The following is a 24332-nucleotide window of genomic DNA, read 5'->3' as shown; positions in this document are numbered from 1 at the left end:
CCGGCTACCGGGCGTTGGGCCGGCTCCCGTCCCGTGCGGCGCGGGCCATCTCCTCCAGCCGCGCCAGCATCGGCATGGGATCGACCCCCACGGAGGTGGGCAGGGACTGCGCGATCCGTTCCGGCGTCCAGGAGCCCCCCTCCGCGTAGACCGCGCGGAGTTCCCTCGGCTGCGCCCACACTGCGATCTTCGGCCCGGCGACCGTGTACACCTGCCCGGTGATCCCGGCGTCCCGTGCGCGCTCCGACAGGAGGTAGACCACGAACGCGGCCACGTCCTCCGGTTCGCCGATCTCCGACAGCTCCGTCGGCACCCCGGCCGACATGCGCGTACGTGCCACGGGGGCCACCGCGTTGGCGGTCACCCCGTACTTGTGCAGGCCGAGTGCGGCGCTGCGCACCAGGGAGATGACGCCGCCCTTGGCCGCGCTGTAGTTGGCCTGCGAGACGGATCCCTGGTGGTTTCCGCTGGTGAAGCCGATCAGTGTGCCGCCGCGTTGTTCGCGCATCACCGCGGAGGCGGCGCGGAACACGGTGAACGTGCCCTTCAGATGGGTGGCGACGACCGGGTCCCACTCCTCCTCGGACATGTTGAACAGCATCCGTTCGCGCAGGATGCCGGCCACGCACACGACCCCGTCGAGCCGCCCGTACGACGTCACCGCCACGTCGACCAGCCGTCGGCCGCCGGCCATGGTGGAGATGTCGTCGGCGACGGCGACGGCCTCGCCGCCGGCCGCCTCGATCTCCTTGACGACGGCCTCGGCGACCTCGCTCGTGGGCGCGGCCCCGTCCACCGCCACGCCGTAGTCGTTGACGACGACCCGCGCGCCCTCCGCGGCGGCGGCGAGCGCCACCGCCCGCCCGATGCCTCGTCCCGCACCCGTGACGGCGATGGTCCTGCCGGCCAGGAAGTTCGCCATGCCCAGCCCCCTCCCGCAGTTTCTGACGGTCCGTTAGATTCTAGACGCGAGGACCAGATTGACCTGTCGGACAGTCGGGGACAAGCCCCGGGGAGGCACGGAATGACACTGCCGGCCGAGTTCCACGACATCGCCGAGCGCGTCAACAACTGGGGGCGCTGGGGGGCGGGCGACGAGATCGGCACGCTGAACCTCGTCACCGACGACGTCGTCCGCGCGGCGGCGGCCGAGGTCCGCTCCGGACGCCGCGTCCCGCTCGCCCTCCCGCTGCGGGAGGACGGCGTGCAGACGGGCCTGATCCCGGGCCGGATCAACCCGCTGCACACGATGGTGCAGATCAACCAGGAGATCTTCGGCCCGGGGACGGTGGCGTGCAGCGACGACGCCGTGACGATGGGCCTGCAGGCGGGCACCCACTGGGACGCGCTGACCCATGTGTCGCACTCGGGGAAGCTCTACAACGGCCGTCCGGCGGCCAGCGTCACCGCGCACGGCGGAGCCGAGTTCAGCGGCATCGACAAGGCGCGGCACGTCGTCTCGCGCGGTGTGCTGCTGGACGTGGCACGCGCGCGTGGCGTCGACCGGCTGGCGGGCGGCCACGCGGTGACGCCACAGGACCTGGAGGCGGCCGAGGAGTTCGCCGGCACGCGGGTGCGCGCCGGCGACGTCGTGCTGGTGCGGACCGGGCAGGTCCAGGTCTACCTGGCGGGCGACCGGCAGGGGTACGGGTTCCCGTCGCCGGGACTGTCGGTGCGCACGCCGGAGTGGTTCCACGCGCGCGACGTGGCGGCCGTCGCCAACGACACCCTCACGTTCGAGGTCTTCCCGCCGGAGATCGACGATCTGTGGCTGCCCGTGCACGCGCTCCACCTGGTGGAGATGGGGATGCTGCAGGGCCAGAACTGGAATCTCGAAGAGTTGTCCACAGCCTGTGGAGAAGCGGGCCGCTACGCGTTCCTGCTGTCGGCGATGCCCGAGCCGTTCGTCGGCGGGACGGGGACGCCGGTGGCCCCGGTGGCGGTTCTCTGACGACCCGGGCCCGCCGCCCGGACGAGGACGCGCGTCGGCCGGCGGCGCGCGGCCGTCCGCCCCGAGCACGGCACCGCGCACCGCCATCCGACTTCGGCGCGCCTCCCCGCCCTCGACCCACCGGGCGGGGGGACCCCTGTCGACTCCCCTCGCCCCTGAGGGATCCGACGCCGAATCACGATCCGCGCCCGGCAAGGACCTCCGTCACCGAGGCCCTCGCCGTCCCCTCACGGCGAATCGCTGACCACAAGCGTGATCAAACGGACAACGAACGTCAACACCCGGAAGGGGATTTATTGCTTACGCCCGATTCATGACGGGCGCGCACAGAAGCACAGGCGGGCGCACCGAACCGGCGGCCGGTCCGGACCGACAGCGCTTTCCGCGCCCGCGCCCCGCGGCTGCCGGGGCGTCCGCACCCGTGCGCCCGCGGGCCGACGGGTCAGACGGCCTCGTAGGCCAGTCCGCCGTAGGCCGGCCTGGGCTCCTTCCGGATGCCCGCCGCACAGTCGGCCACGCACTCGGCCGCGCCGCCCCGGTCCACCGACACCTCGGCCGGGGCCGCACAGCGGTCCAGCTCGCACCAGATGCGCTTGCCCGCGCCCTCGACGCTCCATCCCCAGCGGTCCGCGAGTCCGTCGACGAGGGCCAGGCCGCGCCCGCCGGTCGCCTCGTCGCCCGCGCAGCGGGGCACCGGGGCCCGGCCGCTGGAGTCGGCCACCTCCAGCCGGACGATGGACGGCCCGGCCGCCCCGCGCGGCAGCGAGAGCCGCAGCACGGCCGGACAGCCGGTGTGCACCACGGCGTTGGTGACCAGCTCGGAGACGAGCAGGATCAACGTCTCGGCGAGCGGCTCCTCGTCCCCTATCCCGGACCCGACGAGGCGCGAACGGGCCCACCTGCGGGCGCGCCCCACCTCAGCGGGGTCGGGCCGGATCTCCAGCTGCACTTGAAGCACCTGCACCGCTCACACCATCCGAACCGGCGGACACATGGCCGTACGCCACGCCGGCCACGCTGGTCGCGTGCGCGCCATGACGACGGGGGCCACGATCGTAGCCATTTTCTGCATGACCAGAACAACGGTCAGAGGCAGGGTGACGGAACGTGAATCCCTTACGAGACAGCTTGGTTGACGTACAGTCACCTCAACAAGCGCTTCGGGCATATTCCAGCGCGAAGGAGTACCCGTGCGGCATACTGTGCGACGCTCGTTGCGGGGAGTCGAACAGGCGGGGGCCATACGCCCGTCCGCCCAGCGAGCGGGGGCGCGCACCGCCGGATCCGGCATCGCCCCGGGGGCGCCGCCGGCATGGCTCATGCTCGGAACCACTCGCATCCCACAGAAGGTACCGGAGCGGCCCGCCGACTCCGGGCCGTGACGGGTCACGCATCGGACACAACCCGATATCAACGCTCCGTGATTCCGGTATGCCACGATCCGCGACACCCGGGCGGCCGACCGTCCGTCACACCGCCCGTCCGCGCAGGCGGGAAGGGCTGCGGTCCGCCTCGGACAGCAGATCGGCCGCGAGCAGCTCCTCACTCTCCGTGACGCCGCCCGCACGTCGGGTGCGCACCCAGGCCCGTTTCAGCAGCAGGTGGACGTCCGCCTCCCAGGTGAACCCCATGCCGCCGTGCACCTGGAGACAGTCGCGCGCGCCGCGCACAGCGGCCTCGTCGGCCAGCAGCCGGGCCGCCGCGATGTCGACCGGGTCGGCGGTGACGGCGGCCGCGTAGACGGCCGCACGGGCCGTCTCGACCCGCACGAGCAGGTCCGCGCAGAGATGCTTGACCGCCTGGAAGCTCCCGATGGGCCGTCCGAACTGCTCCCGCGCCCGGGCGTGTTGCACCGCCAGTTCGCACGCGCGTGTGGCGGTGCCCAGCTGCTCCGCCGCGGTGAGCAGGACGGCGGCGGGATCGGCGCTCCCGCGCGCGGGGACGGCGTGCAGCGGCGTCAGCGGGTCCACCGACCGCAGCGGCACGGCGTTTTCGGCGTCGCCGAGCACGACGTCCGCCTGCGCCAGCCATTCCACCAGCCCGCCGCCGTCGGCGGCCGCCACGACCGTCTCGCCCTCGGCCGCGCCCGGCACACGCCCGGCCGCCAGGTGCGTGGCCGTCAACGGGCCCGGCAGCAGCGCCCGGCCCGCCTCCTCGAACACCAGCACCGCCTCGGGCAGCCCGAGTCCGACCCCGCCCTCCGCCTCCGGCAGCCTCAGCGCGAAGAATCCGGCCGCGCCCAGCTCCCGCCACAGGGCCCGGTCCAGCACCCCCGGCCGGTCCACGGCCGCCCGCAGCGCCGCCCGGTCGAACCGGCGCGCCAGCAGCTCCCGCACCCCGCCGCGGAGCGCCCGCTGGTCCACCGTCAGTCGAAAACGCACGGACCGTTCACCTCCCCTTCGGCAGACCCAGAATCCGCTCGGCCACGATGTCGCGCTGGATCTGCGAGGTGCCGGCCGCGATCGTGTACGACAGCGACGAGAGCCGGTCGGCGGTCCACGGCCGGTCGGCGTCGAGGGCGGCGTCGCCCAGGACCTCGGCGGCGGCGTCGTACAGCTCCTGGCGCGCCTGCGAGTACCGCAGTTTGAACACCGAGCCGCCGACGCCGGGCACGCCGCCGTGCGCGGCCTCCGCCGCGCTCACGTTCCACTGCGTCAGCCGCCACAGCGCCCGGAACTCTGCGTTGAGGGAGCCCAGCCGGCGCCGCAGGACCGGGTCGTCCCAGCGTCCGGTGCGCCGCGCCCGGCGCGCGAGTTCGCCGAGCACCCGCCGGCAGGCGACGACCTCGCCGACGAAGGCGGTGCCGCGTTCGAAGGACAGCGTCACCATCGTCACGCGCCAGCCGTCGTTCTCGTCCCCCACCCGGTTGCCGACCGGCACCCGCACCTCGTCGAGGAACACCTCGGCGAACTCGGCGGTCCCGGCGAGGGTGCGCAGCGGCCGGACCGTCACGCCCGGCGCGTCCATGGGCATGGCCAGCCAGCTGATGCCCCGGTGCTTCGGCGCGTCCGGATCGGTGCGGACCAACAGCTCGCACCAGTCGGCGACTTCCGCGTGCGAGGTCCAGATCTTGGATCCGCTCACCACGTAGGCGTCGCCGTCGCGCCACGCGCGCGTGCGCAGCGCCGCGAGATCGGACCCGGCGTCGGGCTCGCTGAAGCCCTGGCACCACACCTCCTCGCCGCGCAGGATGGGCGGCAGCCAGCGGGCCCGCTGCTCGGCCGTCCCCTCGGCGGCGATCGTCGGGCCGGCGTGCAGCAGCCCGACGAAGCCCGCGCCCACGTACGGCGCGCCCGCCTTCTCGGTCTCCTCCAGGAAGATCAGGCGGACGCCCGGCGAGGCCTGCCAGTGCACGTCGGCGTATCCGGCGTCGTGCAGCGCCCGCTGCCAGCCGAGGTCGTAGGCGCGGCGGCCCGGCCAGTCGTCCGGCGACGGCTTCGGCGGGAGCGTGGGCAGCGCCTTGCCCAGCCACTCGCGCAGCCGGGCCCGGAACTCCGCGTCCTCGGGGCTGTCCGTGAGGTCCATGTCATGATCCCCCTGCCTGGTCCTGATCTCCCTGCCCGGGTCCCGTGCCGGCTACTTGTCGAGGTCCAGGTCCAGCATGCGGATCGCGTTGCCGCGCATCAGCTTGTAGACCGTCTCGTCGTCGAGGCCCTTGACGTGGTCGAGGGCGATCTCCTTGGTGTGCGGGAACGTGGAGTCGACGTGCGGGTAGTCGGTCTCGAAGGTCGCGTTGTCGCGGCCCACCGCGTCCAGGGACGCGACGCCGTGCTTGTCGCGGAAGAAGCAGCAGAACATCTGCCGGTAGTAGTACGTCGAGGGCGGCTCGGGGACGAGGTCGCGCACGCCGCCCCACGCGCGGTGCTCCTCCCAGACGTCGTCGGCGCGTTCCAGGGCGTACGGGATCCACCCCATCTGCCCCTCGGAGTAGGCCAGCTTGAGGCGCGGGAACCGCACCAGGACGCCGCTGAAGAGGTAGTCCATCATCGAGGCCATCGCGTTGTTGAACGACAGGGACGCCTGGACGGCCGGGGGCGCGTCGGGTGAGGCGGCCGGCATCTGCGAGGACGAGCCGATGTGCATGTTGACGACCGTGCCCGTCTCCTCGCACACCGCGAAGAACGGGTCCCAGTAGCCCGAGTGGATCGACGGCAGCCCGAGGTGGCTCGGGATCTCGGAGAACGTCACGGCGCGCACCCCGCGGGCCGCGTTGCGCCGGATCTCGGCGACCGCCAGGTCGATGTCCCACAGCGGGATCAGGCACAGCGGGATGAGCCGGCCGCCGCTGCCGCCGCACCACTCCTCGACCATCCAGTCGTTGTAGGCGCGCACGCAGGCCAGCGCGACCTCCTTGTCGTGCGCCTCGGCGAAGGTCTGCCCGCAGAAACGCGGGAAGGACGGGAAGCACAGCGAGGCCTCGACGTGGTTGAGGTCCATGTCCGCGAGCCGGGCCTTCGGGTCCCAGCAGCCGCGCCGCATCTCCTCGCGGGTGATGCCCTCGAGGGTCATCTCGTCGCGGTCGAAGCCGACGGCGGCGATGTTGCGCTTGTACGGGAACTTCAGGTCCTCGTAGATCCACCAGTCGGTGGGCGGGCCGTCCGGGTCCATCGTGATCTGGTATTTCCCGGCGACGTAGGCGAGCTCGCCGATCCCGGCCGTGAGGGGCTGCGGTCCCCGGTCCCGGTACTTCCTCGGCAGCCAGGTCGCGAAGAGGTGCGCGGGCTCGATCACATGGTCGTCCACGCTGACGATGCGCGGCAGTTCGGTGCTCATGGATTCCCCTCCGCCTGGCGGAACGCCGGTGGTCCGGTGGACGGCCCGCCCCGTCATCTGATGGGTCGTCAGATCTGCTCTCCCCTGCAGGCTAGCCCGCACCCCCTGGACCGACAAGGCGACCGGCCCTACGCTCTGCCCAGATCTGACTGTCCGTCAGCTATGTCAGGGGGCCGACGTGAACGACACCGCCACCGCCCACCGGCTGAGCGCCTCCGGCACCCTCTGGGAGCTGCTCGCCCGCCGCGCCGACCTCACCCCGGACCGCCGGATCCTCCTGCAGGGCGACCGCTCCCTGACCTTCGGCGGGCTGCGCGAGCGCGCCGAACGGACGGCGGCCGGGCTGCACGACATGGGCGTACGCCCCGGCACCGTCGTCGCCTGGCAGCTGCCGACCCGCCTCGAGACGGCCGTGCTCTCCTTCGCCCTGGCGCGCCTGGGGGCCGTGCAGACCCCGGTGATCCCCTTCTACCGCGACCGCGAGGTCGGCTTCGCGCTGCGCGAGTCCAAGGCGGAGTTCTTCGCCACGCCGGGCGTCTGGCGCGGCTTCGACCACACCGAGATGGCCCGGCGGCTCGGCGCGAAGGGCGTCTTCGAGGCCTACGACGACCTGCCCGAGGGCGATCCCGCAGGGCTCCCCGCCCCGCCCGCCGAGGGCGGCTCGGTCCGCTGGATCTACTGGACCTCGGGCACCACGTCCAACCCCAAGGGCGTCCTGCACACCGACCGTTCGCTGATCGCGGGCGGCTCCTGCCTCGCCCACGCGCTGCGCCTCACGGCGGACGACGTCGGCTCCATGGCCTTCCCGTACGCCCACATCGCCGGCCCCGACTACACCGTCATGCTGCTGCTCTACGGCTTCCCGGCGGTGATGTTCGAGCACTTCGCGCTGCCGGACGCGCTGGAGGAGTACCGGCGGCACGGCGTGACGGTGGCGGGCGGGTCGACGGCGTTCTACTCGATGTTCCTCGCCGAGCAGCGCAAGCAGCCGGGCGTCCCCGTGATCCCCACGCTGCGGCTGCTCGCGGGCGGCGGCGCGCCCAAGCCGCCGGAGGTGTACCACGCCGTCGTGCGCGAGATGGGCGTGCAGCTCACCCACGGCTACGGGATGACCGAGGCGCCGATGATCACCATGGGCGCGCCGGACGACACGGCGGACGACCTCGCGACGACGGAGGGGCGGCCGCCGGCGGGCATGGAGATACGCGTCGCGGGCGACGGGGAGGTGCGGCTGCGCGGCGAGGCCGTGTGCCGGGGCTACCTGGATCCCGGCCAGACCGCCGAGGCGTTCGACGCGGACGGCTTCCTGCGCACCGGCGACCTCGGACGACTGACCGCCGCCGGGCACCTGGTGCTCACCGGACGGCTCAAGGACGTCATCATCCGCAAGGGGGAGAACGTCTCCGCCAAGGAGATCGAGGACCTGCTGGCCGCCCACCCCGGCGTCGGGGACGTCGCCGTGATCGGCCTGCCCGACGCCGAGCGCGGGGAGCGGGTGTGCGCGGTCGTCGAACAGCCGGCCGGGGCGGAGGCGCTGACCCTGGAGGCGGTCACGGCGTATCTGCGCGCGGCGGGACTCTCCGTGCACAAGCTGCCCGAGCAGCTGGAGCTGGTGGACGCCCTGCCGCGCAACGACACGCTCCGCAAGGTCCTCAAGTACAAGCTGCGCGAACGCTACTCGGGGACGGTGAAGTAGCGGGCGAACGCCGGGACGATCTCCGCCTCGCCGACCTTGCCGTCGGCGTCGGCGTCCAGCACCGCGGCGGCTCCCCGGGCGACCTCCTCGGGCGCGCCGAGGGCGCGCAGCACCCGCACGGTGTCCTCCACCGTCGCCCGGCCGTCGCCGTCGGCGTCGGCCACGTCGAGGGCCGCGTGCAGGAAGGGGCGGGCGATCTCGGCGAACCGCTCCGGGTTGTCGCGCAGGCGCTTGACCGCGCCGGTCACGAACTCCTCGCGGGTGATGCGCTGGTCGCCGTCGCGGTCGGCGATGCCGGCCATGCCCTGCCAGAACGCCTCGGCTCCCGCGTAGACGGCCTGCCCCTTGTCGGAGCGGGCGGCGACGCCGAACTCGGCGAGGACCGCCTTGGCGGCCGCGGCGAAGTCCGCGCGGTCGATGTAGCCGTTGCCGTCCTGGTCGAAGGTGGCGAACCGGGCGGCGATCCTGCGTTCGTACTCGCTGTTGACCATGTCTTCTCGGGCCGCCTTACGTCGTCGCGGAGGTGCTGGGGGAGATGCGGTGGAAGGCGCTGCGAAGAGTGCTTCCGGCAGGGAGCGTACGACGCGGACGGCGTCCGGGCGGCGGGAAGGGGCCGCCTGTGCCCGGACCGGGGACGATTCGGGACGAGCGTGTGGCGAAACGACGGCTCGGCGAAGCGACGGCTTCACGCCGACAGCGGTTCCGTCCCGTCGTCCACGGCGTCCGCCAGATCGGCGTAGACGTCGAAGAGGCGGCGCACGCCGAGCGCGCCCAGCACCCGGTTGACATGGGAGCCCTCGGCCGCGCCGCGCGCGGGGAGGATCAGCCGCAGCCGTCCCCGGCAGGAGCGGATGAGGCGGCGGGCCGCGATGAGCACGCCGACTCCGCTGGAGTCGCAGAAGTACACCTCGGACAGGTCGAGGACGAGACTGTGGCGGCCCTCGGCCACCTCGTCGTGCACCCGCTGCCGCAGCACCGGCGAGGTCACCAGGTCCAGCTCGCCCGACACCCGGAGCACGGCCCATCCGCCCTGCTCGCCGCTGGTCACTTTGAAGGCCACCCTCACGCCTTTCGTTCGCTGTCGCCGGCCCTGGTCCGCGGTAAACGGAAGCTTTTCCTTCGCTTCCTTGCAGCGCGGCTGCCCAGCGGCCGTGCCCCGAAACGCCGAAGCAAAAACAGAAACCGAGAGAAAGAGGCTTGTTTCTGTCATATGCGGTCCGGTTCGATCCATGTCTGTCGGGTAGGCGCGGGCCCATACCACCCGCGCGCGGGCAGGGGGCGCACATTGAAACAAAGGGGCGTGCGTCGCCGTACGTGCCGACTACATTCGAGGTGGCGGCGGACGCACGCTGAACACGGCCACGGACACGAGCGCGCAGGTACAGCGGCTACGGCAGGCACAGGACGCACACGGTGAGGGGGACGCATGGCGAAGAGGGACGCACCACCCCGCTGGGACCGCAGGATGCAGCAGCGGCTCGCGCGCGGTGAGGCGGCCGCCCTCGGCGAGCTCTACGACCGGTTCGCTTCACTCGTGCACGGTCTTGCCCACCGCGTGCTCGAAGACGAACGAGCGACGGACGGCGTCACCCGCGAGGTCTTCGCCCACCTCTGGGAACACCCGGACGCCTACGACCCCGGGCAGGGCCCGCTGCGCACCTGGGTCGCCACGGTGACCCACCGTCTCGCCGTGCAGCGGCTGCGCGCCACCGAGACCGCAGCGCTGGCCGAGACGGGCCACGGCTCCGCCGAGGCGACCGAGGAACTCGAGCGCAGGGTCCGGCACGCCTCCGTCGCCGCCCGCGCCGACTACATCGTCCAGGCCATGCCCGCCCCGCTGCGCGCCGCCCTGGAGCTGGCCTACTTCCAGCGCCGCGACTACCGCCAGACCGCGGCCGACCTCGGCGTCACCGAGGACGAGGCCCGCCGCCGGCTCCGCCTCGGCCTGCAACTGCTCTCCACCGCCCACGACACCGCGGCCCCCGGAGCGCCCCCGGGCTACGGAGGTGCGGCATGAGCGACGCGGACGACCTGGACGGCGTCCAGCCGCACGACGGCGAGGACGAGAAGGCCGACGACAGGGGCAGGGACGGCACGGACGGCACGGGGAAGACGGGTACCGGCACGGGGAGCGCGCAGAACGTGGGGAGCACACCGGACGCGGAGAACGCGGGCGGCGGGGGCGAGGCGGCCGGGGAGCCGAGCGCCGAGGACACGCCCCCTCGCACCCCGCCCACCCCTCGCATCCCGCTCCCCCGCGTCTCCGTGGAGGACGGCGGGCGGCCGCTGCCCGCCCCGGAGGAGCCGGCCGCACCGCAACCGGTCAGGCTCGAGCATCCGATTCTCAAGTCGCTGCTCGGCGCATGGGCGCTCGCGGCCTGCTCGGCCGAGGAGACGGACGCCGTCGAGGTGCACCTCGGCGACTGCGGCGCGTGCGCGGACGAGGCGCGGCGACTGCGCGAGGCCGTCGGACTGCTCCACCGCTCGGAGTCCCTCGACCTCGACCCCGCCCTGCGCACCCGCGTCCTCGAAGGCTGCCTGGAGCGACGTCCGCCGCATGTCCCGGTGCCCGACTGGGCGGCGTCCTACGACGCCGAGACCGCGCGGCTGGACGCCCTGCTCCAGGACTTCGGGGACGCCGAGTGGCACGCGCCCGTGCGGCTGCGCTGGTTCCGCGGCGAGAGCGCGACGAGCCGCCGGACCACCGTCGCCGGGGTCATCGCCCACCTGCTGGCGGTCGACGGACTGATCGCCGTCGCCCTGGGCCTGGACGACCCCCTGGACCCGGACCCGGGCGACGCCACCGGTCGGCCGGACGCGACGGGCCGGCCCAGGGGCGGGACGCGGACGCCGGCCCAGCGCACCGAGGCTCTCTGGGCGGGCGCGCACTTCCCGCCCACCCGCTCGGTACGAGGCCCGTGGCGCGAGCAGACCCACGCCCTGGTGCGCACGGTGTCCTTCACCGCAGGAGGCCCCGGCGGCACGCCGGTGTCGTACGGCGGCTTCCAACTCCCCCTGCAGGACGCGATGCTGGACCGGGCGTTCGAGTGCTGGGTGCACGCCGAGGACATCGCGGAAGCGGTCGACTACCCCTACGCGCCGCCCGCGCCGCGTCACCTCCACGGCATGATCGACCTGGCCGCGCGGATGCTGCCGGAGACGCTCGCCGCCCGCCGTCGCGCCGGACTCGCCTCGCCCGCCCGCACCCGCCGTCTGATGGCCGCCGGCCGGCCCGGCCGCAGTCTGCGTCTGGAGATCGAGGGCTCGGGCGGCGGCCAGTGGCTGATCCCGCTGGACTCCCCCGCGCAGGCGGTCGCGCCCGGCCCCGAGGACCCCGGCGGCGCGGCGGCCGTCCCCGTCGACGACGAGGTGGCCCATGTGGCCATGGACGACGTGGAGTTCTGCCGGCTGGCCGCCGGCCATGTGTCTCCGGAGGAGGCCGCGGCGGGACAGGTCGGCGACCGGGACGCGATCAGGGACGTGCTGTTCGCGGCGGCGAGCCTCAGCCGGATGTAGCGGGGGCGCGGCCCATCCGCCCCCGCCTCGCCCTCACCGAGATCTTCATCGACCTTCTAGGGGAAGACGACCGTCCGTCGCCCGTTGAGCAGGATCCGGCGCTCCGCGTGCCACTTGACGGCTCGCGCCAGCGCCTGGCACTCCACGTCCCGTCCGATCGCGACCAGCTGGTCCGGTGTGACGCCGTGCCCGACCCGCTCGACCTCCTGCTCGATGATCGGCCCCTCGTCGAGGTCGGCGGTCACATAGTGCGCCGTCGCCCCGATCAGCTTCACGCCCCGCGCGTGCGCCTGGTGGTACGGCTTCGCGCCCTTGAAGCTCGGCAGGAACGAGTGGTGGATGTTGATGATCCGGCCGCTGAGCTGCTTGCACAGGTCGTCGGAGAGGACCTGCATGTAGCGCGCCAGGACGACCAGTTCGACGTCCTGCTCCCGGACCAGCTCCAGCAGCTGCGTCTCGGCCTGCTGCTTGTTCTCCTTCGTCACCGGAATGTGGTGGAAGGGAATGTTGTACGAGCCCACCAGCTCTGCGAAGTCGGTGTGATTGGACACCACGGCCGCGATGTCCACCGGCAGCGCGCCGATGCTGGCGCGGAACAGCAGGTCGTTCAGACAGTGCCCGAACTTGCTGACCATGAGGACGATGCGCATCTTGTCGTCGGCCCGGTTGATCTGCCAGTCCATGTGGAACGAGTCGCCGATCGCCGTGAAGCTCGCCCGCAGCTTGTCCACCGTCACCGGGGGCTCGGCCGAGAAGTGCACGCGCAGGAAGAACAGACCCGTGTCGTGGTCGCCGAACTGCTGGCTGTCCTCGATGTTGCAGCCGGTCATGAAGAGGTAGCTCGACACGGCGTGCACGATGCCCTGCTTGTCGGGACACGACAGGGTGAGGACGTACTGGTCGGCGGGGGTCGCCGCGGCTCGGGCGGGCTGCGCGTTCATGCCCGACAGGGTCGCACACCGCCTCCCGCCCTCGGCAATCGTTCCGCGGACCGGAACGCGCAGATCAAGACACGCGGACCGGAGCACGCATGCGGGAGCATCCGGACCGGAGAACGCCTGCCCCGGAGCACGCCTGCCGAGGCATCCGGACCGGGACGGGCGGGCGCGCGCCGCCGCTGCGGCTATGCCGCCCGCGTCATGATGCGGAGGACCTCGAGGGTGCGGGGCGGCGCGTCCGGGTCGTCCCCGTCGCTCGCCGCCATCCGCACATGCGCGTCCCGCGCCGCCCGCACCGCGTCCGGCCAGCCCTGGTTGTCGACGTACGCGGAGACCGGGGCGTCCGGCCCGACCTGGTGCATGATCCGCAGGACCCGCAGCACGGCGGTGTCGACGAGGGCGGCCTCCTGCGAGTCGCGGAAGATCGTGCCGACGTACTTCTCGGCGGACCAGTTGTCGAGCCAGGTGTCCTCGACGAGGCGGTACACGGCGTCGGTGACGTCCCCGTACCCCTCGACGCCGGCCAGCCAGACGTTCTGCTGGAACGCCGGATCGGAGAGCATGTGCAGCGCGGAGCGCACATTGCTGCGCCAGCGCCACCACGGCATGTCGTTGAGTGGCATGCCGCCCATGGTGGGGGAGCGACGGCCGCGACGGGAAGAGTTCTCCGAACCTTGCACGGTCACCGATCGTACGTTTCCGCGCCTCACGAGCGTCACGGACCCCCGCAATTCACCTGCCGGTCACCCAGCGTTGAACGAAGGTCACTCCGAGGTTGGCCGTGTGACGGAATCGTGCGTGTCCATGACCGGCAGGCGACGCACGTCCACGCGAAGCACCTTCCTCCCCCGATCGCTCCGCTTCACCAGGTCCGCCAGAGCGAGAACCCTGTCTGCAAGGGTCCTGTCCGCGAGGGCGCTGTCCGCGGGGGCCCTCACGGTCTGCGCGTCGCTCGCCGTCGCCTGCGGGGTGGTCCCCGGCACCGCCGAGGGCTCCGGAAACGGCCCGATCATCGTGATGACCTGGGCTCCCGAGGGGACGTCCGCGACCAACAAGCCCGGCATGCCCGCCTTCGCCCGCGCCTACGCCCGCTGGCTCAACGCGAACGGCGGCCTGGACGGCCGCGACCTCAAGGTGCTGACCTGCAACGACCGCGACGACACCGTCGCCGCCGCGCAGTGCGCCCGGCGGGCCGTCAAGGAGGGCGCGGTCGCCGTCGTCGGCTCCTACAGCCAGCACTCCGACGCCTTCTTCCCACATCTGGAGGGCGCCGGCATCCCGTACATAGGGGGCTTCGGCGTGACGAACGCCGAGTTCACCAGCCCGCTGTCCTACCCCGTCAACGGAGGCCGCCCGAGTCTCCTGGCCGGCCTCGGCAAGGAGCTGGCCCCGCAGTGCGGCCGGGTCTCCCTCGTCCGCCCCGACACCATCGCGGGCGACTCCCTGCCCGTGATGCTCGACGCCGGGCTGACGGCGGGCGGCCACGACGCGTCCGCGGACCAGCCGGCTCCGGAGGACGCCACCGAGTACACGGCCCAGGCCGAGGACGCCCTGCGGACGGCGACCAGGGGCGAGGGCCGGTCCGAGAAGGGCCGCAAGGGCCGGGGCTGCGTGGTGACCGCGCTCGGGGACCGCACCGGCACCTTCATGGACTCCTTCCGGCGCAGCCGTGACGACTACCCCGGCGTGCGCACCGCCACCATCCTCGGCAGCGTCGACCAGACGGTGATCAACGCCGCCGGCGCCGGTTCGGGACCGTTCGAGGGCGCGTACGTCACCGGCTGGTACCCGGTGGCCAGCGACCCCGCCTGGGCCCCGATGAAGAAGGTCATCAGCGAGCAGGCGTTCTCCGACACCCGCGTCGACCCCGCCGACACCGGCGTGCAGACCACCTGGATCGCCTACAACGTGTTCCGGCAGGCCGTTCAGTCGCTGGACGGCGGCCCGGTGACCGCCGACACCGTGCGGCACGCACTGGACGACGGACTGCAGGTCGACACCGGCGGGCTCACGCCGGCCCTGCGCTGGCGGTTCACCGACCGCCTCGCCTCCATCGGCTTCCCCCGTCTGGTCAACGCGGACGTCACGCTGCAAACCGTGCGCAAGGGCCGTCTGGTGGCCGCCGAGCAGGGCTTCGTCGACGTGACGGGAACCCTGGAGAAGGCGGACGTCGACTGACGCGCGCCTCGCCCCGGGGCGAGGCGCGGGTCAGAGCTGGGTGGGCTGGCGCTCGGTCAGCCCGTACTTGCGGGCGATCGCGTTCCACAGCTTCGCGGCCTTCGCCTTCTGCGCGCTCGCGGTGCCGCTCTCCCGGTTGCCGGCCTGCGTCTCGCCGGTGGTGCGGGCCGAGCCCCTCTTGCAGTTCTTCCGCTTGTCCCCGGCGACCTGGTCGGCCCAGGCCGCGTAGTGGTCGTCGGCGGACGCGGACGCTCGCCACGCCTTGGTGAGCGCAGCCGTCAGCGCGGCGTGGTCGGGGAGCCGGTCGACCTTCAGCGCGGACAGCCGGGTGACCAGGTCGGTGCGCTGCTTCGCCGCGTCCCGCAGATCCGTCGCCGCCCCGGCGAGGTCGCCGCACGCCTTGACGTCGGCGACCGCGCTGATCACGCTGGCCCGGCTGTTGCCGCTGTCCGCCAGCAGCTTGTCCAGCTCCGCGGCCTGTCCCTCGGCCCCGTCCGAGGACGCCGACCCGGACTGACCGGTCACCGGCGCGGACGCGGCCACCGTCTTGTTGTCGTCGCCCTTGTCCGAACCGCCCCCGCCGCCGAGCAGCGCGCCCGCGCCGACGCCGACGACCGCGAGCGCCACGCCGATCGCCGCGAACAACGGCACCCGTGAGCCGGTGCCGTCCCCCCGGCCGCGACGGCCGCCGCCGTCGTCGTCCCGTGTCCCGCGCCGGCCGCCCGCCGACGGGTCGCCGGGCGGGGTGTAGGCGGGCTGGGCATAGGCGCGCTGGGCGGGGCCGGGACGGGCGGGGCGGGCGGGACCGCCGCCGTGGCCCGGACCGCCGCCGTACGCCGGGGCGTCGGGCTCGTCGAAACGCGGCAGCAGCTGGGTCGAGCCGGCGGGGCCGTCGCCGGCCGGCTCGTCGCGGAAGAGGCTCTCGAACCCGGCGGGCGGCTGCTGCCGGTCGCCGTCGGCCTGTGCGGCTACGGGCGGGATGTACTGGGTGGCCTCGGCGTCGGGATGCCCGCCCGGCATGGGGCCGGGAGCGCCCTGCGGGTGCCGGGGGCCCGGGTTCTGCGGCGTGCGGCCGAGGAAGTGGGTCGACTCGGCCGGGACTTCGGGCGGCAGCGCGCCGGGCACGACGGGCGGTATGTACTGCGTCGCGCCCTCGTCGGCGGGCGCGGCCGGTATCGGCGGCAGGTACTGGGTGGCGCCCTCGTCGGCGGGCGCGGCCGGGACCGGCGGTATGTACTGCGTGGCGCCCTCGTCGGCCGGGGCAGGGGCGACCGGCGGCAGGGGCGCGCCCGGTCTGCCCTGGCCGTACCCCGAGGCGGCCTGATCCGGTGCCGGTGCGGTCTCGGGCGGGAGCGGGCCGGCGCCGCTCTGCCGACCGCCGGCCCATGGGTCCTGCTGCGGGGCGCCCCACTGGTCGTGCTGCTGGGGCTGGTGCTCGGGCCGGTGCTGCTGCGGCTGTGCCTGGTCCGGGGGCAGCGGCCAGCTCTGGTCCGGCTGCTGCGGAGCCGGCGACTGCTGGTCCGGTCCCCAGGGCTGCCCCCAGGTCTGTCCGCCGGCCGACGCCGGCTGCTGCCCGTACTCCGGCTGCCGCCCGTGGTCCTGCGGTCCGTAGCCCTGCGATCCGTAGGGCTGCTGCCCGTCGGCCTGCCCGTACGACTGCTGCCCGTCGGCCTGCCCGTAGGACTGCTGTCCCCCCGCCCGGCCGTAAGGGCCCTCCGCGGGCTGTCCGTACGGCCCGGCGTCGTATCCGCCGGGGTGGGGATCCGACGCCGCGCCGGGCTGTGGTCGCGGCCGGGCCGACGGGCGTCGCACCTCCGGCGTCATGCCCGGCAGCAGGGGCTCCCCGCCGTCGGAGGGCAGCACGATGCCTTCGCGCGCGGGCTGCGCCGAGGGCTCCTCGCCCTGTCCACTCTGCGTCACCGGGACTCCTGCTGATGGGGGACCTTCGGAATCGTCGGTTCACGCTACCGGGTCCCCGGAACCCCGTGCCACGCAGCTCGAGAACGTGATCTCCCTCCCCCGAGGTCGCCGGTGACGTCCGTCACGGATCCGGGGCGCCGCGTGCCGTGTTCCACGCCTCCCGCGCGCGACCTCGCCTTTTCCCGTGCGTCCACGCAGCGGCGACCCCGTGTTCACGCCCTGGCTCACGCCGCGGTCTGCAGCTCCAGCCGCGCTCCGAACTCCCTTACCACGGACTCGTCGCGGAACGGTTCCAGCCGCTGCTGGAGGTCGTCCAGGTACTCCGCGCCCCGGTTGGAGCGGAGCGTCTCCAGCAACTCGACCGCCTTCGTGCCGGTGTTGCAGGCCTGCTCGATCTCCCGTTGCTGCACCTGTGCGGTGGCGAGGAGCACGTAGCCGATCGCACGCCGGCGCGCACGGCCCGGCGGATGCCCGGCCAGGGACTCCTCGGCGCAGCGCGCCGCCGCCTCGGGCTGGCCGAGGTCGCGATGGCAGTGCGCCAACTCGTCGGCGAGATAGGCCTCGTCGAAGTGCGCGATCCACGTCGGGTCGTCCCCGGCGGACGGGTCGGCGGCGTCCAGCGCGGACACCGCCCGTCCGGCCGCCGCCTGCGTGCTCCGGACGTCGCCCAGCAGGGCGTGTCCACGGGCCTCCGCTGCGAGGAACATCGCCTCCGCGCGCGGTGTCACCCGGCCCCGCGCGCCCTCCTGCGCGGCCCGCGCCAACTGTGCGATCTCGCGCGGGTTTCCGAGCTGTGCCGCGAGATGGCTCATGGAGGCGGCCAGCACGTATCCGCCGTATCCCCGGTCGCCCGCCGCCTGGGCCAGCCGCAGGGCCTGGATGTAGTAGCGCTGGGCGAGGCCGGGTTGGCCGGTGTCGACGGCCATGTACCCGGCGAGCTCCGTCAGCCTGGCGACGGCGGCGAAGAGTTCACGGCCCACGGCCTCCCGGTAGGAGCCGGCGAGCAGGCCCGAGACGACGCTGTTGAGGTAGTGCACGACGACCGGGCGCACATGGCCGCTGCCGTACTGGTGGTCGAGGTCGACCAGCGCCTGCGTCATGGCCTTGACGGCCGCCACGTCGGACAGCCCCACCCGGGGCCCCGCGGAGCGCGCGACCTGCGCGTCGGGCGAGGAGATCAGCCAGTCACGGCTCGGCTCGACCAGCGCCGAGGCGGCCACCGACGACCCGGACAGGAAGTCCCGCCGGCCCACGTCGCTGCGCCACAGCTCGCAGACCTGCTCGATGGCCCCCAGCACCGTCGGCGAGAACTGCAGGCCCACGCCCGAGGCGAGGTTCTTGCCGTTGGCCATGCCGATCTCGTCGATCGTGACCGTGCGGCCGAGCTTGCGGCCGAGCGCCTCCGCGATGATCGCCGGGGCGCGCCCCCGCGGCTGCTGTCCGCGCAGCCAGCGCGCCACGGACGTCTTGTCGTAGCGCAGGTCGAGGCCGTGTTCGGCGCCGCACATGTTGACGCGGCGGGCGAGTCCGGCGTTCGAGCACGCCGCCTCCTGGATGAGCGCCTGCAGCCGTTCGTTCGGCTGCCGCGCGACTAGCGGCCTTGCGGCCATGGGCACTACCCCCTGTGGCTGCGGTGACCGGGGCGGCGGGTGCCTGCCCACACACCGGTTGACGTGTCTTCCACCGAAAAGTTCCGGCCGAGAAGATCGATGCCCCACGGTCGCACCGAAAATGCGAGGCATGAGCGGATTGCTGATGTTTGCCGAGCAATACGGGAATTGCCGGGTTACTGGCGGAAGCCGCCCCCCTCACCCTGGTTACCCGCTCCCGCGCCCGTTCCTCCCGCGCGCCCCCATCGATGCACCCATGCGCCCCGGACGCGGAATCGATGCTCCTCCCCCGCGCATTCTGGCGGGCGTAACCCCTGGTGACCGCTAGAGTTGTGTTCATCGTGGAAGAGACCATCGCGGGCGCCGACGCCACTCAAATCCCGAAGCAGCGCGGGGAATCGCTGCTCGAGACCGCTGTTCGCTACGCCGAGGAACGTCATTGGGACGTGTTCCCCGGCGCCTGGCTGGAAGCCGTCGGCGGGATGCAGCGCTGCTCCTGCGGCGAAGCGGCCTGCGAGGCTCCGGGAGCGCACGCCACCCGGCCCGACTGGGCGACGCAGGCCACCGGCAGCGCGACCGTCGCACACCGGATGTGGCAGAAACAGCCGAACGCCTCGATCCTGCTGCCGACCGGGCGGGCGTTCGACGCGATCTCCGTGCCGGAGACGGCCGGGTTCCTCGCGCTGGCGCGGATGGAGCGGATGGAACTGACGCTCGGTCCGGTCACGTTGACGCCTGACCGCCGGATGCAGTTCTTCGTGCTGCCGGGCGCCTCGGCGAAGGTGCCGGACCTGGTGCGCAAGCTGGGCTGGTCGCCGTCCGCCCTGGATCTGGTGACGCTCGGGGACGGCACGTACGTCGCCGCGCCGCCCACCCGGTTCGGATCGCGCGGGGCCGTGCAGTGGGCCTGCCGGCCGACGGCCGCGAACCGCTGGCTGCCGGACGCGGAGGAGCTGATCTCGCCGCTCGCCTACGCCTGCGGACGGGACCGGTAGCCCGCGGCCTCCCGCCCCTGCTCGGCCGCCCCCGCCCACCGTAGGGTTCGGGCATGACGTCCGTACGCGTGCGCAACCTCTGGAAGCGGTTCGGCCAGCAAGTCGCCGTCGCCGGGATCGATCTCGACCTGCCTTCGGGGAAGTTCATCGGCCTCGTCGGCCCCAACGGGGCGGGGAAGACGACGACGTTGTCCATGGTGACCGGGCTGCTGCGGCCCGACGAGGGTTCGGTCGAGATCGTCGGGCGCGACGTGTGGCGGGACCCGGTCGAGGTGAAGGCCCGGATCGGGGTGCTGCCCGAGGGGCTGCGGCTGTTCGAGCGACTCTCAGGGCGTGAACTGCTCGGCTACAGCGGGCGGTTGCGGGGACTGCCGGGCGCCGAGGTCGACAAGCGGGCCACGCAGCTGCTCGACGTCCTCGATCTGGCCGGCGCCCAGCACAAGCTGGTGGTCGACTACTCGACCGGCATGCGCAAGAAGATCGGCCTCGCCGCCGCTCTGCTCCACAACCCCGAAGTGCTCTTCCTCGACGAGCCGTTCGAGGGCGTCGACCCGGTCTCCGCGCAGATCATCCGGGGTGTGCTGGAGCGGTACACGGCGTCCGGCGCGACGGTCGTCTTCTCCTCGCACGTCATGGAGCTCGTGGAGTCGCTGTGCGACTGGGTGGCGGTGATGGCGGCGGGGCGGATCCGGGCGCACGGCACGCTGGAGGAGGTGCGCGGCTCGGCGCCCTCGCTGCAGCAGGCGTTCCTCGAACTCGTCGGGGCGCAGGGCCGGGACACCGGCTCCGACCTCGACTGGCTCGGCGGCGGGGCGGCCCGGTGAGCGAGCCGACCCCCGTGCCGGCTCCGGCCGCGACCGCCCCGGCCCCCGCCCCGGGCGCCTCCGCCGCGGACCTCGTCGCCATCGTCGTACGGCTGAAGCTGTCGCTGCTGCGCAACGGGCTGCGGCAGTCGGGCGGGCGGCGGGCCGCGTATGTCGCCTCCGCCGTCGTCACCCTGCTGTTCGCCGCGTTGCAGCTGCTCGGGCTGATCGCGTTGCGGGGGCACGACCACGCCGTCTCCCTGGTCGTGGTGCTGGTGGCGGTGCTGGGGCTCGGGTGGGCGGTGATGCCGCTGTTCTTCCCCGGCGGCGACGAGACCCTGGACCCGACCCGGCTGGTGATGCTGCCGCTGCGCCCCCGGCCGCTGGTGCGGGCGCTGCTGGCGGCCTCACTGGTGGGCATCGGACCGCTGTTCACGCTGCTGCTGCTGGCGGGGTCGGCGATCTCCGTGGCGCACGGGGCGGCCGCCTGGGCGGTCGGGGTGGTCGCGGTCGCGCTGGCGCTGCTGGTGTGCGTGGCGTTCGCGCGGGCGGTGGCCGCCGCCAACATCCGGCTGCTGAGCAGCCGCAAGGGGCGCGATCTGGCGGTGCTGAGCGGTCTGGTGATCGCGATCGGCGCGCAGGCGGTGAACTTCGGGGCGCAACGGCTCGGCACGTCCGGGCTGGGGCAGCTCGAACCGGTAGGGGACGTGCTGCGGTGGCTGCCGCCCGCTTCGGCGCTCGGCGCGGTCGACTCGGTGAGCGAGGGCGCCTACGGGGTCGCCGTCGCGCAGCTCGCCGTCAGCGGCGTGGCGCTGGTGCTGCTGGTGGCGGCGTGGTCGCGCACTCTGACGCGGCTGATGACCGCCCCCGACGGCTCCACCCTGCAGGCCGCCGAGCCGGCCGCACGCGAGCGGCGCAGTTCGGCGGGGCTGGTGCGGCTGCTGCCCGGAGGGCGCACCGGCACGGTGATGGAACGCACCCTGCGCTATGTCTGGCGCGACCCGAAGACGAAGGCCGCGTGGGTGACCTCGCTGGCCATCGGGCTGATCGTGCCCGTCTTCAACGCGCTGCAGGGCACCGGCTCGATCTACTTCGCCTGCTTCGCCGCGGGGATGCTCGGCATCCAGATGTACAACCAGTTCGGGCAGGACACCTCGGCGTTCTGGATGGTGGCGATGACCGTCTCCTCACGCCGGGACGCCTACGAGGAGCTGCGCGCGCGGGCGCTGGCCCTGCTGGCGATCACCCTGCCCTACGCGACGCTGGTGACCGTGCTGACCACGGCCATGCTCGGCGACTGGCCGATGCTCCCCGAGGTGCTCGGCCTGTCCTTCGCGCTGCTCGGCGCGATGCTGGCGACGGGCGCCTGGACCTCGGCGCGCTTCCCCTACTCGATCCCTCAGGAGGGTTACAAGAACGTCGCCCCCGGTCAGGCCGGTCTCGCCTGGATCGCGATCTTCGGCGGGATGGTCTCGGCCGCGCTGCTGTGCGCGCCCGTCCTCGCGGTGACGATCTGGCTGCACGTCACCGAGGGCGGCGACGCGTGGACCTGGCTGCTGCTGCCGGGCGGTGCGGCCTACGGCGCGGCCGTCACCGAGCTGGGCCTGCGGCTGGCGGCGCCGCGCACCGCGTCCCGTCTGCCGGAGATCCTGACGGCCGTGAGCAAGGGCTGACGACCCGGGTGCGCGTGGGGCGGCGGCGCGGTCAGCCCGACTCGGCGAGCACGGCGTCGAGGAACGGCTCGATGGCCGCGCGCCACCCCTCGGGCTGGTCGTAGTGGACCAGGTGCCCCGCGTCGGGGACCTCGGCGTACTCGCCGCGGGGCAGTACCCGGACCATCTCCTGGGCCTCGGCCCGGCCGAGCTCGCCGTCGAGGCCGCGGACGACGAGGACCGGGCAGCGGACCTGCGTCAGCTCCTCCCAGTGCGCGTCGTAGACCCAGGTCTCGCGGGACTTGAGCATCTGCTCGGGCTCGAAGACGGGACGCCAGCCGTCGGACGACTCCTGCATCACCTCGGCGTAGAACTCGCCCCGGGAGGGGTTGGGGCGCTCCACCCAGGGGTCGTCCTCGCCGAACCACTTGCGGACGTCGGCGAGCGTGGCGAAGGGGACGGGCCAGGAGGCGAACCAGTCGCCCCACTCGCGCTGCGAGGCCGCGCCGAGCGCGGAGGCCCGCATGTCGCAGACGACCAGGCCGCGCACCAGGTCGGGACGCTTGGCGGCGAGCTGCCATCCGGTGAGCGCTCCCATGGCGTGCCCGACGAGGACGGCCGGGGCGAGTCCGAGCTGCTCGAGGGCCGCCTCCGCGTCCTCGACGTAGGCCTCGCGGGTGAAGGCGGCCTGCGGCGGCTTCTCGCTCTGCCCGTGGCCCCGCTGGTCCAGGGCGACCGCACGGCGCCGTTCGGAGAGCCAGCGGGCGGTGGACGCCCAGTGCGAGGCCCGGCCCATCAGACCGTGCAGTAACAGCACGCCTGAGGGCTGCTCGGACTCGGTCCGCTCCTCCCGCCCGCCGGTGGACTGCGTCGGGATCCCCTTGGGCGGGTCGCCGAACTCCCAAGCCGCCAGACGGACGCCGCCCGCCCCGGTCACGTCGATGCGTCGCGCCATAGGTCCTGGCACCCCCCTAGCCGTCGTACCGCTGCGCTGCCGATGCCTTCGTACTGCCTTCAATCACCTCAGGCTATCGAATGCCCTTTCGAGAATTGCACTCTCCGCACACAACACCGCTCGTTCGAGTGACCATCCTCAGGGAATGATCCCCGCCGCCGAGGGGAGATTCTCACCGGGAGGCGGACCGCTCGGGGAAAACGGTCCGAGGGGAATGACCCTGGGAGCTCGGGGCTCCGGGTCAGCACAGGGGAGGACAGGCCCCGGCGCCGCACGGCGCCGGGGCCCTCCGCTGCTTCGCGGCACACCATCCCGCCCCCTCAGGTCATATGCCTCACGCGACAGCCTGGCACGGGATGCGTCGGAGCGCTGCGATTCGACACAGGCGATATCCGATTCGGCGAGATCGCCGCCGGGCCGCAACTGCCCCACACGTCTCGGGAGTTGGCCAAAGGTCACCGTTTGCGCGACCAGCACCGGCAGCACCCGGCCGCGACGGCGGCTGCGACTGCGACTGCGACGCTCAGCTCAGCGCCTCAGGGCTTCAGCGCTTGGCGACGAACACGTGGGACGCGACCTCCGCCTGCAGCTCGGCCGCCTCGCCGCCGCTGCCGACCAGCACCCCGCCCGCCGACTCCGTCACGCTCACCACCGAGCCGGGCTGGACGCCCGCGCGGCGCAGCGTGTACATCAGCTGCGCGTCCGTCTGGATCGGCTCGCCGATACGGCGCACGACGACCGTCTTGCCCTCCGCGCCGGGGTCGAGGTCGGCCAGCGAGACCATGCCCGCGTCCAGGAACGGGTCGGCGCCGTCCTTCTCGCCCAGCTCCTCCAGACCCGGGATCGGGTTGCCGTACGGCGACTCCGTGGGGTGCCGCAGGAGCTCCAGCACGCGCCGCTCGACGGCCTCGCTCATCACGTGCTCCCAGCGACAGGCCTCCGCGTGCACCTGCTCCCACTCCAGGCCGATCACGTCGACCAGCAGGCACTCGGCGAGGCGGTGCTTGCGCATGACGCGCGTGGCGAGCCGCCGGCCCTCGTCCGTGAGCTCCAGGTGCCGGTCGCTGGCGACCGAGACCAGGCCGTCGCGCTCCATGCGCGCCACCGTCTGGCTGACCGTCGGCCCGCTCTGGTCGAGGCGCTCGGCGATCCGGGCACGCATGGGGACCACACCTTCCTCTTCCAGCTCGAGGATGGTGCGGAGATACATCTCCGTGGTGTCGATCAGTCCGGACATCGATGCCCCTCGATTAGCTCTGCCGAAGGCTCCACGGCACATCGGCGCGTGCGCTGGCCCTGAACCCAATTCTGCCGGATACCACTGACAAGCGTGCCGCGGCGTCGA

At 73.2% G+C, this 24332-nt stretch carries 21 protein-coding genes; 8 read left to right on the top strand and 13 right to left on the bottom strand.

Translation table 11 applies throughout. The annotated features are described in order from the left end of the window. Positions 1-4 precede the first annotated feature (4 nt). Entirely contained in the window at positions 5-922 is a 918-nt protein-coding gene (locus ABT300_RS02320; protein WP_351670883.1) for an SDR family NAD(P)-dependent oxidoreductase, read from the bottom strand. A 102-nt stretch (positions 923-1024) separates the two neighbouring features. Here ABT300_RS02320 and ABT300_RS02315 point away from each other — a divergent pair, with 102 nt between their 5' ends. Beyond that, positions 1025-1951 (top strand): cyclase family protein, encoded by a 927-nt coding sequence (locus ABT300_RS02315; protein ID WP_351670880.1) that lies wholly within the window; start codon positions 1025-1027, stop codon positions 1949-1951. A 442-nt stretch (positions 1952-2393) separates the two neighbouring features. Here the strand turns inward: ABT300_RS02315 and ABT300_RS02310 are convergent, their stop codons facing one another. The 4 genes from ABT300_RS02310 to ABT300_RS02295 form a co-directional block, all read right to left on the bottom strand. After that, a complete protein-coding gene (locus ABT300_RS02310; RefSeq protein WP_351671004.1) occupies positions 2394-2900 on the bottom strand; it encodes an ATP-binding protein in 507 nt (168 codons plus the stop codon). 520 nt (positions 2901-3420) lie between these two features. Then, on the bottom strand, positions 3421-4332 hold the full coding sequence (locus tag ABT300_RS02305) for an acyl-CoA dehydrogenase family protein (protein ID WP_351670877.1): 912 nt from the start codon (positions 4330-4332) through the stop codon (positions 3421-3423). A gap of 7 nt (positions 4333-4339) precedes the next feature. Continuing rightward, positions 4340-5476 (bottom strand): acyl-CoA dehydrogenase family protein, encoded by a 1137-nt coding sequence (locus ABT300_RS02300; RefSeq protein WP_351670874.1) that lies wholly within the window; start codon positions 5474-5476, stop codon positions 4340-4342. Between the two features lie 51 nt (positions 5477-5527). Continuing rightward, positions 5528-6724, bottom strand: a complete 1197-nt coding sequence (locus ABT300_RS02295; protein ID WP_351670871.1) for an amidohydrolase family protein — start codon at positions 6722-6724, stop codon at positions 5528-5530. A gap of 178 nt (positions 6725-6902) precedes the next feature. Here ABT300_RS02295 and ABT300_RS02290 point away from each other — a divergent pair, with 178 nt between their 5' ends. Continuing rightward, entirely contained in the window at positions 6903-8420 is a 1518-nt protein-coding gene (locus tag ABT300_RS02290; protein WP_351670868.1) for a class I adenylate-forming enzyme family protein, read from the top strand. Here ABT300_RS02290 and ABT300_RS02285 read toward each other — a convergent pair. Next, positions 8399-8911 carry an EF-hand domain-containing protein gene (locus ABT300_RS02285; RefSeq protein WP_319276064.1) on the bottom strand — a complete coding sequence of 171 codons (513 nt, stop codon included), beginning with the start codon at positions 8909-8911 and terminating at the stop codon, positions 8399-8401. The two genes, ABT300_RS02290 and ABT300_RS02285, sit on opposite strands and share 22 nt — an antisense overlap. 194 nt (positions 8912-9105) lie before the next feature. Next, complete coding sequence (locus ABT300_RS02280) at positions 9106-9486, bottom strand: STAS domain-containing protein (RefSeq protein WP_351670865.1); 381 nt, start codon at positions 9484-9486, stop codon at positions 9106-9108. A 360-nt stretch (positions 9487-9846) separates the two neighbouring features. Between ABT300_RS02280 and ABT300_RS02275 the strand changes: the two genes are divergently transcribed. After that, complete coding sequence (locus ABT300_RS02275; protein WP_351670862.1) at positions 9847-10437, top strand: RNA polymerase sigma factor; 591 nt, start codon at positions 9847-9849, stop codon at positions 10435-10437. Beyond that, a complete protein-coding gene (locus ABT300_RS02270) occupies positions 10434-11936 on the top strand; it encodes a maleylpyruvate isomerase N-terminal domain-containing protein (protein ID WP_351670859.1) in 1503 nt (500 codons plus the stop codon). Before ABT300_RS02275 ends, ABT300_RS02270 begins: the two co-directional genes overlap by 4 nt. Positions 11937-11992: 56 nt before the next feature. Here the strand turns inward: ABT300_RS02270 and purU are convergent, their stop codons facing one another. Next, the gene (gene purU, locus ABT300_RS02265; protein WP_351670856.1) at positions 11993-12877 is read right to left on the bottom strand and encodes a formyltetrahydrofolate deformylase; all 885 of its coding nucleotides are present in this window, start codon (positions 12875-12877) and stop codon (positions 11993-11995) included. Positions 12878-13059: 182 nt separating this feature from the next. Beyond that, on the bottom strand, positions 13060-13560 hold the full coding sequence (locus tag ABT300_RS02260) for an SCO4402 family protein (RefSeq protein ID WP_079041271.1): 501 nt from the start codon (positions 13558-13560) through the stop codon (positions 13060-13062). A gap of 118 nt (positions 13561-13678) precedes the next feature. On the opposite strand from ABT300_RS02260, the gene ABT300_RS02255 reads away from it, so the two are divergent. Continuing rightward, positions 13679-15052 carry an ABC transporter substrate-binding protein gene (locus ABT300_RS02255; RefSeq protein ID WP_351670852.1) on the top strand — a complete coding sequence of 458 codons (1374 nt, stop codon included), beginning with the start codon at positions 13679-13681 and terminating at the stop codon, positions 15050-15052. A gap of 30 nt (positions 15053-15082) precedes the next feature. Here the strand turns inward: ABT300_RS02255 and ABT300_RS02250 are convergent, their stop codons facing one another. Further along, complete coding sequence (locus tag ABT300_RS02250) at positions 15083-16972, bottom strand: hypothetical protein (RefSeq protein ID WP_351670849.1); 1890 nt, start codon at positions 16970-16972, stop codon at positions 15083-15085. Positions 16973-17196: 224 nt separating this feature from the next. Beyond that, positions 17197-18582, bottom strand: coding sequence for an NsdA family TPR-like regulatory protein (locus tag ABT300_RS02245; RefSeq protein WP_351670846.1), 1386 nt, complete (start codon positions 18580-18582; stop codon positions 17197-17199). A 332-nt stretch (positions 18583-18914) separates the two neighbouring features. Here ABT300_RS02245 and ABT300_RS02240 point away from each other — a divergent pair, with 332 nt between their 5' ends. From ABT300_RS02240 to ABT300_RS02230, 3 genes are read left to right on the top strand one after another with little or no spacing between them, the layout of a single operon-like run. Then, the gene (locus tag ABT300_RS02240; protein WP_351670843.1) at positions 18915-19577 is read left to right on the top strand and encodes a bifunctional DNA primase/polymerase; all 663 of its coding nucleotides are present in this window, start codon (positions 18915-18917) and stop codon (positions 19575-19577) included. 53 nt (positions 19578-19630) lie between these two features. Continuing rightward, positions 19631-20401, top strand: a complete 771-nt coding sequence (locus ABT300_RS02235) for an ABC transporter ATP-binding protein (RefSeq protein ID WP_351670840.1) — start codon at positions 19631-19633, stop codon at positions 20399-20401. Then, positions 20398-22053, top strand: a complete 1656-nt coding sequence (locus ABT300_RS02230; protein WP_502977861.1) for a transporter — start codon at positions 20398-20400, stop codon at positions 22051-22053. Before ABT300_RS02235 ends, ABT300_RS02230 begins: the two co-directional genes overlap by 4 nt. Positions 22054-22084: 31 nt before the next feature. On the opposite strand, the gene ABT300_RS02225 is transcribed toward ABT300_RS02230, so the two are convergent. Then, complete coding sequence (locus ABT300_RS02225; protein WP_351670837.1) at positions 22085-22987, bottom strand: alpha/beta fold hydrolase; 903 nt, start codon at positions 22985-22987, stop codon at positions 22085-22087. Positions 22988-23531: 544 nt separating this feature from the next. Next, positions 23532-24224: an iron-dependent transcriptional repressor DtxR gene (locus tag ABT300_RS02220; protein WP_057579021.1), complete on the bottom strand. Its 693-nt coding sequence runs from the start codon at positions 24222-24224 to the stop codon at positions 23532-23534. Between the last annotated feature and the right edge of the window lie 108 nt (positions 24225-24332).

The sequence above is a fragment of the Streptomyces sp. NPDC001027 genome (assembly GCF_040299045.1).
Taxonomy (GTDB): Bacteria; Actinomycetota; Actinomycetes; order Streptomycetales; family Streptomycetaceae; genus Streptomyces.
Note: the sequence above shows the minus strand (reverse complement) of the source record. Positions and strands in the feature narration are given on the sequence as shown.

Excerpts from the sequence above, each read along its gene's own strand:
- ABT300_RS02320 (WP_351670883.1), bottom strand. The coding sequence starts at position 922 with ATGGCGAACTTCCTGGCCGGCAGGACCATCGCCGTCACGGGTGCGGGA.
- ABT300_RS02315 (WP_351670880.1), top strand. The coding sequence starts at position 1,025 with ATGACACTGCCGGCCGAGTTCCACGACATCGCCGAGCGCGTCAACAAC.
- ABT300_RS02300 (WP_351670874.1), bottom strand. The coding sequence starts at position 5,476 with ATGGACCTCACGGACAGCCCCGAGGACGCGGAGTTCCGGGCCCGGCTG.
- ABT300_RS02295 (WP_351670871.1), bottom strand. The coding sequence starts at position 6,724 with ATGAGCACCGAACTGCCGCGCATCGTCAGCGTGGACGACCATGTGATC.
- ABT300_RS02285 (WP_319276064.1), bottom strand. The coding sequence starts at position 8,911 with ATGGTCAACAGCGAGTACGAACGCAGGATCGCCGCCCGGTTCGCCACC.
- ABT300_RS02275 (WP_351670862.1), top strand. The coding sequence starts at position 9,847 with ATGGCGAAGAGGGACGCACCACCCCGCTGGGACCGCAGGATGCAGCAG.
- ABT300_RS02270 (WP_351670859.1), top strand. The coding sequence starts at position 10,434 with ATGAGCGACGCGGACGACCTGGACGGCGTCCAGCCGCACGACGGCGAG.
- purU (WP_351670856.1), bottom strand. The coding sequence starts at position 12,877 with ATGAACGCGCAGCCCGCCCGAGCCGCGGCGACCCCCGCCGACCAGTAC.
- ABT300_RS02255 (WP_351670852.1), top strand. The coding sequence starts at position 13,679 with ATGACCGGCAGGCGACGCACGTCCACGCGAAGCACCTTCCTCCCCCGA.
- ABT300_RS02245 (WP_351670846.1), bottom strand. The coding sequence starts at position 18,582 with ATGGCCGCAAGGCCGCTAGTCGCGCGGCAGCCGAACGAACGGCTGCAG.
- ABT300_RS02235 (WP_351670840.1), top strand. The coding sequence starts at position 19,631 with ATGACGTCCGTACGCGTGCGCAACCTCTGGAAGCGGTTCGGCCAGCAA.
- ABT300_RS02225 (WP_351670837.1), bottom strand. The coding sequence starts at position 22,987 with ATGGCGCGACGCATCGACGTGACCGGGGCGGGCGGCGTCCGTCTGGCG.
- ABT300_RS02220 (WP_057579021.1), bottom strand. The coding sequence starts at position 24,224 with ATGTCCGGACTGATCGACACCACGGAGATGTATCTCCGCACCATCCTC.